At 68.7% G+C, this 7,330-nt stretch carries 10 protein-coding genes; 6 read left to right on the top strand and 4 right to left on the bottom strand.

Translation table 11 applies throughout. The annotated features are described in order from the left end of the window. From JWP28_RS15275 to JWP28_RS15265, 3 genes are all read left to right on the top strand, one after another. Window positions 1-231, top strand: a 231-nt coding sequence (locus JWP28_RS15275) for a DUF933 domain-containing protein (protein ID WP_299544197.1), incomplete at its 5' end; no start/stop codon positions are given. A 13-nt stretch (window positions 232-244) separates the two neighbouring features. Further along, window positions 245-916, top strand: a complete 672-nt coding sequence (locus JWP28_RS15270) for a dienelactone hydrolase family protein (RefSeq protein ID WP_299544196.1) — start codon at window positions 245-247, stop codon at window positions 914-916. Window positions 917-921: 5 nt separating this feature from the next. Next, window positions 922-1,602, top strand: a complete 681-nt coding sequence (locus JWP28_RS15265) for a dienelactone hydrolase family protein (RefSeq protein ID WP_299544195.1) — start codon at window positions 922-924, stop codon at window positions 1,600-1,602. Here the strand turns inward: JWP28_RS15265 and JWP28_RS15260 are convergent. Next, a complete protein-coding gene (locus tag JWP28_RS15260) occupies window positions 1,599-2,072 on the bottom strand; it encodes a hypothetical protein (protein ID WP_299544193.1) in 474 nt (157 codons plus the stop codon). The genes JWP28_RS15265 and JWP28_RS15260 overlap by 4 nt on opposite strands. An 88-nt stretch (window positions 2,073-2,160) precedes the next feature. On the opposite strand from JWP28_RS15260, the gene JWP28_RS15255 reads away from it, so the two are divergent. Continuing rightward, the gene (locus JWP28_RS15255; protein WP_299544191.1) at window positions 2,161-2,952 is read left to right on the top strand and encodes a hypothetical protein; all 792 of its coding nucleotides are present in this window, start codon (window positions 2,161-2,163) and stop codon (window positions 2,950-2,952) included. Window positions 2,953-3,059: 107 nt separating this feature from the next. On the opposite strand, the gene JWP28_RS15250 is transcribed toward JWP28_RS15255, so the two are convergent. Genes JWP28_RS15250 through petA form a run of 3 tightly spaced genes read right to left on the bottom strand, consistent with a single transcriptional unit; the run spans window position 3,060 to window position 5,789 of the window. Beyond that, the gene (locus JWP28_RS15250; RefSeq protein ID WP_299544189.1) at window positions 3,060-3,905 is read right to left on the bottom strand and encodes a cytochrome c1; all 846 of its coding nucleotides are present in this window, start codon (window positions 3,903-3,905) and stop codon (window positions 3,060-3,062) included. Window positions 3,906-3,910: 5 nt separating this feature from the next. Further along, on the bottom strand, window positions 3,911-5,230 hold the full coding sequence (locus tag JWP28_RS15245; RefSeq protein ID WP_299544188.1) for a cytochrome b N-terminal domain-containing protein: 1,320 nt from the start codon (window positions 5,228-5,230) through the stop codon (window positions 3,911-3,913). A 4-nt stretch (window positions 5,231-5,234) separates the two neighbouring features. Next, window positions 5,235-5,789, bottom strand: coding sequence for a ubiquinol-cytochrome c reductase iron-sulfur subunit (gene petA, locus JWP28_RS15240; protein ID WP_299544198.1), 555 nt, complete (start codon window positions 5,787-5,789; stop codon window positions 5,235-5,237). A 205-nt stretch (window positions 5,790-5,994) separates the two neighbouring features. Between petA and JWP28_RS15235 the strand changes: the two genes are divergently transcribed. Both JWP28_RS15235 and hemF read left to right on the top strand, forming a co-directional pair. Further along, window positions 5,995-6,468 carry a tRNA (cytidine(34)-2'-O)-methyltransferase gene (locus tag JWP28_RS15235; protein WP_299544187.1) on the top strand — a complete coding sequence of 158 codons (474 nt, stop codon included), beginning with the start codon at window positions 5,995-5,997 and terminating at the stop codon, window positions 6,466-6,468. An 11-nt stretch (window positions 6,469-6,479) separates the two neighbouring features. Further along, the coding region (gene hemF / locus JWP28_RS15230; protein WP_299544185.1) for an oxygen-dependent coproporphyrinogen oxidase at window positions 6,480-7,330 on the top strand (851 nt) is incomplete at its 3' end.

The raw sequence follows: 7,330 nt of genomic DNA, 5'->3' as shown, positions 1-7,330 counted from the left end.
AAGGAGGCGCGGGCCTGGACGATCCACAAGGGCGACACCGCCCCGCAGGCCGCCGGCGTCATCCACACCGACTTCGAGAAGGGCTTCATCCGCGCCGAGACCATCGCCTACCAGGACTACGTCCGGCTGAAGGGCGAGGCCGGCGCGCGCGAGGCCGGCAAATTCCGCCAGGAGGGCAAGGAGTATGTCGTCCAGGACGGAGACGTGATGAACTTCCGCTTCAACGTCTGACAAGAGAGCGAGCATGGCCGAGACGATCAAGATCACGGGCGCCGACGGTTTCGAGTTCAACGCCTACCACGAGCCCGCCTTCACGCCGCGCAAGGGCGGGGTGATTGTCCTCCAGGAGATCTTCGGCATCGACGAGCACGTGCGCGCCGACGTCGAGCGCTGGGCGAAGATGGGCTATGAGGCGATCGCGCCGTCGCTCTTCGACCGCCGCGAGCCGGGGTTCATCGCCCACCACGACCCCGAGGGGATCCAGGCCGGCGTCGCCCACGCCATGGGCACCCCGATCGAGCAGGCGATGGACGACATCGCGGCCTGCCGCGACTTCCTCAAGGACCACGGCCAGAAGGTCTGCGTGGTGGGCTACTGCTACGGCGGCTCGCTCGCCTGGCTGGCCTCGGCGCGCGTCGATGGCCTCGCGGCCGCGTCCAGCTATTACGGCAGCATGGTCAAGGCGAACGCCTCGATCAACCCCGCCTGCCCGGTGATCGTACACCTCGGCCGCATGGACGCCGGCATTCCCGCCGACGAGGTGGCCGCCGCGGTCGCCGAGCACAATCCGGACGTGCGGGTCTACATCTACGACGGCGCCGGCCACGGCTTCAACAATGAGAGCCCGGAGCGCTACAACGCCGAGGCCGCCGACCGCGCCCGCCACCTCACCCTCGAGCTGTTCGACAAGGCCTGAGTCCGGTGGGCGAGATCGTCCGCCTAACCAGCGCCGCGGATGGTTTCCAGTTCGCGGCCTATCGCGCGGGCGTCAGCGACGCGCGCCGCGGGGGGCTCGTCATCCTGCACGCCATCTGGGGAGTGACGCCGCACCTGCGCGCGCTGGCCGACGACTATGCCGAGCTGGGCTACGAGACCCTGGTCCCCAGCCTGTTCGACCGCTTCCAGGCGGGCTTCGCCGCGCGGGATGTCGACCCGGCGCTGCTGGCCCGGCAGATGGACTTCGGCGAGCGGACCCACTGGGGCGCCGGGGTGCTGGACGCGGTGCAGGCGGCGATCGACGCGCTCGAGCCGCCGGTGTTCGCCCTGGGCTTCTGCTTCGGCGGCACGACCGCCTGGCTGGCGGCGGCGCGGTGCTCGGGCCTGGCGGCGGTCGCCTCGTTCTACGGCGGCCAGATCGCGGGCTATCTGGCCGAGGCGCCGCGGGTCCCGACGATCCTGCACCTGGGCAAGCATGACGAGCTGATCCCGCCGGCCGGCGTGGAGGCCATCCGCGCCGCCCATCCCGACCTGCCGGTCTACATGTACGAGGCCGGCCACGCCTTCGTGGCGCCCAACGCCCACCATGAGGACTCCGCGCGGCTCTCGAAGCTGCGCACCCTCGCCCACTTCGCGCGCAACAGCGGCGTGCGCGGGGAGGTCTAGGACCTCTCCTCGATCTTCTCACGGATGGCCGGCACCCGCTCCAGGGCGCGGGCCAGGATCGCCTGGGCCGCCAGGATGCCGATGCCGGCGGCGTAGGCGGAAAAGACGTTGGCGCCGGCCTGGCCGGCCCGCGCCGCGCGGCCCACCTCTTCGTAGGTGAAGAGGCCGGCGCCCAGCAGCAGCGCCACGCCCAGCACCACCGAACCCGGCGTCTGGCCGAAGCCTGCCTGGAAGCTCATCCAGACGTACTTGGCGAGCCAGCGCTTCAGGGGCGTGACCAGCAGCGGGATGGCCAGGGAAAAGCCCAGGTAGGCGGCCGGCCACAGCAGGGTCCACTGCAGGGTGATGGCCGGCCCGCCGGGCAGCCGGCCGAGCGCGTCGATCACCGCGGCGGCGTAGATCAGGCTGGCGGCCGCCACCGTCAGGTCCTGCATCCGCTTGAAGTTCCGCCAGGCGGGCGTGAAGGTCATGCGCCGGATTGTAGAAGGGCTTTGGGCGGAGGTAAGGCGCCGTCGCCGTGGACCGCATGCTTGGCTATGGTTTGCCTGTGATCCGACCGTGACTCGCTCAAGCCTCGCCCTTTTCGCCCTGCTGGCGTTCGCCGCGACGCGTGCCTTCGCGGGAGAGGCGGTCTGCTGGTTCGAGAACGGCGTGGTGGTGGTGGGCGCCGAGGTGATGGGCGTGCCCGGCGACTACATCCTGGACACCGCGACGCCGCACACTCTGCTGGCCGAGAGCCAGGCCCAGGCGGCGGGCTTCGCCGACACCGCGCTGACCGGCGAGGTGCGGCTGGCGGGCGTGGCGAGCCAGGGCAAGGCCGTGATGGTGGCCGACCTCGACCTGCGCACCGGCGCCCTGCCCACACCCATCGCCGGTGTCATCGGAGCCGACGTGCTGCGCGACTATGTGCTGGACGTGAGCTTTGCGCCCTGCCGGATCGCGCTGGCGCCGGCCGGCCGTGCGCCGCGGTTCCGGTCGCAGACGGCCCTGCCGATGAGCTGGATCGCCGATCGGCCGGTGGTGACCGCGGCGGCCTCCGACGGACCGCGCACCCTCGCCGGCCCGTTCGCGCCCGCCACCGGCGGCGACACCGCCGTGCGCCTGAGCGACGCGGTGGCCGCCGCGCCGGGAGCGGCCAGGCCCAAGGAGCTCTATCCCTATGGCGTGCTGCGGCCGCGCCTGCGGGCCCTGTCCTTCGCCGGCGCGCTCTCGGAGGACCTGCCGGCGGGCCTGCTGAAGGCCGAGGACCCGGACCTGGCCGGCGAGATCGGCGCCCCCCTGCTCTCCCGCTTCCGTCTGCGCTTCGACTTTCCGGCGGGCAAGCTGCTGCTCGGCGAGCCCAACCCCTGAGGTGTCATCCCGGACAAGCGCTCCGCGCTTTCCGGGATGACACCTGGGGAAATGAAAAGGGCCCCGGCTCGCGCCGAGGCCCTCATCCGAGTTGGGAAACCGACCGCCTAGTGGGCGACGTTCCTCCAGATCTGCTTGTAGCTGAACCACAGCAGCACCGAGAAGATCAGCAGGTAGATCATCGCGCCCAGGCCGAAGGTCTTGCGCTCTTCCATCTTCGGCTCGGCGGCCCAGGCCAGGAAGGCGGCCACGTCCTTGGCCTCCTGCTGCACCGTCGAAGGCGTGCCGTCGTCGAAGGTCACCTTGCCGTTGGTCAGTGGCGGCGGCATGCTGATCGCGCCGCCCACGGGGACCTTGCTCGGCGGGCCGCTCCAGCTGGAGGTGAGGTCGCCCGGATAGTAGGGGTTGTAGTACTTGCCCGCCGCCAGCTTCAGCCCGGGTGGCGGGTTCCTGAAGCCGCTCAGCAGGGAATAGATGTAGTCGGGACCGCCCTCACGGGCCTTGGCCATCATCGACAGGTCGGGCGGCAGGGAGCCGCCGTTGGAGGCGCGCGCAGCATATTCGTTGGGGAACGGCGCGGGGAACTTGTCGGCCGGCGTGCCGGGCCGCGAGATCGGGTCGCCGGTGTCGGTGTCGATGTCCTTGACCTGGATGTCGTGGGCCAGGGATTTCACGACCGGACTGTTGTTGGGGTTCGGGTACTTCGGGTCGTAGAACGGCCCGCCCTTCTGACCGAGGTTGCGGAAGTACATCAGGTCCATCGCGTGGCAGGCCGAGCAGACCTCCCGATAGACCTTGTAGCCCCGCTGGACCTGTTCCTGGTTGAACTTGCCGAACGGGCCGTTGAAGGACCATTCGAGCGCCTTCGGCTCTTCCTGGGTGGTGGCCGCGAACGCCGGACCAGCCAGCAGAGCAAGCCCGAGCGCCGCGAACGCGAAGCCTTTGCGCAGCATCAGGCTCAACCTCTTTTTTCAGGCGACGCCACGGCGCCGGCAGGGGCGGAGGCGGGATGTGACAGGACGGGCGAGGAGATCGACTCCGGCACCGGCAGCGGTGTCTCGGTGAGCCCCAGGAGCGGGGTGATCACCCAGAAGTAGGCGAAGTAGTAGAGGGCCCCGATGCGCGACAGCCAGACGTAGCTGTTGAGGTTCGAGTCCAGCAGCTGCGGGCCCGAGACGCCTGGGATCACCAGGTCGTCCGGCGCGCGCGCCCCGCAGAGGCCCAGCACCAGGCAGGCCAGGATGAAGATGAAGTAGTAGAGCCTGGCCGTCGGCCGGTAGCGCATGGAGCGCACCTTGGAAGTGTCGAGCCAAGGCAGCACGAACAGAGTGCCGATGGCCCCGAACATCAGGATGACGCCCATCAGCTTGTTCGGAACGGCCCGCAGGATCGCGTAGAACGGCAGCAGGTACCACTCGGGCACGATGTGCTGCGGCGTCTGCAGCGGGTTCGCCTTCACGTTGTTGACCACGTCGCCCAGGGCGTCGGGCAGGTAGAAGACGAACACCGCGTACATGATCAGGAAGACCGAAATCGCGAAGCCGTCCTTCACCGTGTAGTACGGGTGGAAGGGGACGGTGTCCTCCTTGGACTTCACGTTCACGCCGGTCGGGTTGTTGTTGCCCGGCACGTGCAGCGCCCAGATGTGCAGGGCGACGACGCCCGCGATCACGAACGGCAGCAGGTAGTGTAGCGAGAAGAAGCGGTTGAGCGTCGGGTCGTCCACCGCGAAGCCGCCCCAGAGCCAGGTGGTGATGGAGTTGCCGACGATCGGGAACGCGCCCAGCAGGTTGGTGATCACCACCGCGCCGTGGAAGCTCATCTGACCCCAGGGCAGGACGTAGCCCATGAAGGCGGTGATGATCATCAGCAGGTAGATGATGCAGCCGAGGATCCACAGCACCTCGCGCGGCGCCTTGTAGGAGCCGTAGTAGAGGTTGCGGAAGATGTGAATGTAGACCGCCAGGAAGAACATCGACGCGCCGGTGGCGTGCACGTTGCGGATCAGCCAACCGTAGTTGACGTCGCGCATGATCCGCTGGACCGAATTGAAGGCGTAGTCGACGTGCGGCACGTAGTGCATCGCCAGGATGATGCCGGTGACGATCTGCATCGCCAGCATCAGCGAAAGCACGCCCCCGAAGGTCCACCAGTAGTTGAGGTTCTTCGGCGTCGGGAACGTCAGGATGGTGTCGCTTGCAAACCGAACGATCGGCAGCCGCATGTCGAGCCAGCGCTCGAAGCCGGTCTTCGGCTCGTAGGTGGAATGTCCGCTCATCTGATCAGCCGACCTTGACCTTGGTGTCCGAGAGGAAGGCGTAGTCCGGGACCGCCAGGTTCAGCGGCGCGGGGCCTTTGCGGATCCGCCCGGAGGTGTCGTAGACCGAGCCGTGGCAGGGGCAGAGCCAGCCGCCGTACTCGCCTTGGCCGAAGGTCGGCACGCAGCCCAGGTGGGTGCAGACGCCGATCAGCACCAGGTATTGCGGCTTGCCGGGCTTGTGGCGGCTCTCGTCGGTGGCGGGATCGCGCAGGTCGGCGTGATCGTCCTTGATCGCCGCCTCGATTTCCTTGGGCGTGCGGTAGCGAACGAACAGCGGCTTGCCGCGCCACTTCACCACCACCTGCTGGCCTTCGACGACCTTGGAAAGATCGAACTCGATGGACGCCAGCGCGAGCGTGTCGCCGGCCGGGTTCATCTGGTCGATGAACGGCCAGGCGAGACCGCCGGCCAGGCCCACGGCCGCGACGCCGGCGGCGATATGGATGAAGTCGCGACGGTTCGGGTCCTCCCCTACAAGGGATGGGCCCGAAGCATGCGGATCGGGATTTGCGCCCACGACGGTGTCGGCCACCTAAAGCTACCCTTCGTTTCGAAGCCCCGAACACATTGGGGCCTACGTCCTTGGACCCTACCGGACGTTCCGGTAAGGCCTTAAAAAGTCACGACAGGCCTGCACGCAACGCACTCACCGGAAGCGCTCGCGCAGTTCCTTCCGTGATTCGTTTTCCCGGCCCGGCTTAACCCGTCGCGGATCGCTTAGAATGCGTTTGGCCCTTTTTCAACCGGACATTCCGCAAAACCTCGGCGCCGCCCTGCGGCTTGGCGCCTGCCTTGGCGTCCCGGTGGAGGTGATCGAGCCCTGCGGCTTCCCGCTTTCCGACGCCGGCGTGCGCCGCGCGGCGATGGACTACGGGGCCCTGGCAGAGATGGTCAGGCGTCCCGGCTGGAGCGATTTCCTCAGCGCGCCCGAGCGCAAGGCCGGCCGGCTGCTGCTGTTCACGACCAAGGGGGCCGCGCCCTTCCACGCCTTCGAATTCCGTGCCGGCGACACCCTGCTGTTCGGCCGCGAGAGCGCCGGCGTTCCCGACGAGGTGCATGCCGCGGCCGACGCACGGCTGTTCATCCCGCTTCAGCCCGGCGCCCGGTCGCTGAACCTCACGGTGAGCGCGGCGATCGCACTTTCCGAGGCGCTGCGGCAGACCAAAGGCTTTCCAACCGCCGCGCCGACCGGCTAGCAAGCAGCCCCATGTCCCCAGTTCCCACCTCACTGCCCCCCGAGATCGAAGAGCGCCGCGCCCGCGCCAGGCAGTGGTTCGAGGCCCTGCAGCAGCGGATCGTGGCGGAACTCGAACGTCTGGAAGACGAGGCGCCGGACGAGCTCTACCCCGACGCGTCCGGCCGCTTCGACCTGCGCCCCTGGACGCGGGAGACCGGGACCGGCGGCGGCGTCGGCGGCCACTTCGCAGGCCGGCTGTTCGAAAAGGCCGGGGTGCACACCTCGTCGGCCACGGCCCGCTTCTCGCCCGAGATGGCCGCCACCATGCCGGGCGCCGACAAGGACCCGTCCTACGTCTCGGCCAGCATCAGCCTGATCGTCCACCCGCGTTCGCCCAGAGTGCCGACGGTGCATATGAACACCCGCTTCCTGTCGACCGCCGAGAGCTGGTTCGGCGGCGGCGCGGACCTGACGCCGACGCTGGACGAGCAGCGCAGCCAGGAGGCCGACGACGCGGTGCTGTTCCACGCCGCGATGCAGGCGGCCTGCGACGCCTACGACCCGGACTGGTACGAACGCTACAAGGCCTGGTGCGACGAGTACTTCTTCCTGCCGCACCGCGGCGAGCCGCGCGGCGTCGGCGGAATCTTCTACGACCGGCACAACTCCGGCGACTTCGAGCGCGACTTCGCCTTCACCCGCGCCGTGGGCGAGGCGTTCCTCGACGTCTATCCGAAGATCGTCCGCCACCGGATGAACGAGCCCTGGACCGAGGAGGACCGCGCCGAGCAGCTGATGCGCCGCGGCCGCTACGTGGAGTTCAACCTGCTCTACGACCGCGGGACCATGTTCGGCCTCAAGGCCGGCGGCAACATCGAGAC

The organism is Phenylobacterium sp., from assembly GCF_028290885.1.
Lineage (GTDB): Bacteria > Pseudomonadota > Alphaproteobacteria > Caulobacterales > Caulobacteraceae > Phenylobacterium.
Note: the sequence above shows the minus strand (reverse complement) of the source record. Positions and strands in the feature narration are given on the sequence as shown.